At 44.2% G+C, this 1,188-nt stretch carries 1 protein-coding gene; it reads left to right on the plus strand.

Translation table 11 applies throughout. The features are described from left to right. Positions 1-678 precede the first annotated feature (678 nt). Complete coding sequence (locus tag ACSEXW_RS28195; RefSeq protein WP_438449510.1) at positions 679-954, plus strand: hypothetical protein; 276 nt, start codon at positions 679-681, stop codon at positions 952-954. Positions 955-1,188 lie beyond the last annotated feature (234 nt).

Below are 1,188 nucleotides of genomic sequence, written 5' to 3' on the forward strand. Positions count from 1 at the left end.
TCTAAGAAGTAGGCCCTTGGTCTGCAAGAGGGATTTCGAGGAAGCGGAATCAGCAGACAACCCTGCGAGGCTAAGTGGCGGAGCCACCCGGCGCTAGCGCGCCTTAAGCCTCTCGGGTTCGTGAATACATGCACGTTATATGCAATCGGGGCAGAGGCCAGTAATAACTTTTAAAGAACAAGAGCGATTTTAGAGCCAGAGAGATTGAAGGTCAAGAGCGATTGAAGGTCAAGAGCGATTTAAGGTCAAGAGCGATTTAAGATCAAGAGCGATTTAAGATCAAGAGCGATTAAGGTCAAGAGCGATATAAGATCAAGAGCGATTTAAGGTCAAGAGCGATTAAGGTCAAGAATCATTTAAGTTTAAGGGCGGTTTAAGGCCAGTGGAATCTAGCATATTCAGGAAGGCCCCGACAGCATATAACACCGTATTCACGCGGCGGGCCTAACGGCCCTTGGTCTGCAGAGGCTTTTCGGGGAAGTGAAGTCAGCAGACAACCTCTGCGAACCTAACCGCGTCGCGGCCGGTCGGGATCCAGCTGCGCCGGTGGATCCATGCTTCCCTTAAGGTTCTCGGGTTCGTGAATACAACAACGTTATATGAAATGACCGAATGATCTATAAACAATGAATTAAAAGTAAGAAAACAAAAAAACTGTACATATTCGAGGCGATTCGAATGTTTGGCTTATATGTAAATGATATTTTTAAAATAACAGGTAGAGGGTATGTGTTAACGGGAACAGTTCAAGATCCCAAAGGAATAATAAAAATAGGAGACTATTTAAAGGCTTTAAATAATGAAGTATTAGTTAAAGTCAAAGGCGTAGAGATGTTGAATTATGGAAGTAAATATAAGGAACGAATAAATGAATCAATAGGACTATTAGTAGATATAACTGAAGATGAAGCCAAGGAATTAATAGGGAAGACATTATATAAGTACGACAACTAATTTGTAAGATCTAACTGTGGGTCGGTCACTTCATATAACACCGTATTCACGCTGCGGCCCCTAGCGGGGCCTTGGTCTGCAGAGGCATTTCGAAGAAGTGGAATCAGCAGACAACCCTGCACTGGCTAAGTCCGTCGGACCCGGGGCTGGCGCCCCTTAAGCCAGTGAGGGTTCGTGAATACAACAACGTTATGCGTAATTACTGTAGACCCTGAACCAATTTGAATAACATTC

The sequence above is a fragment of the Oryzibacillus soli genome (assembly GCF_051594765.1).
Classification (GTDB): domain Bacteria; phylum Bacillota; class Bacilli; order Paenibacillales; family NBRC-103111; genus Paenibacillus_AR.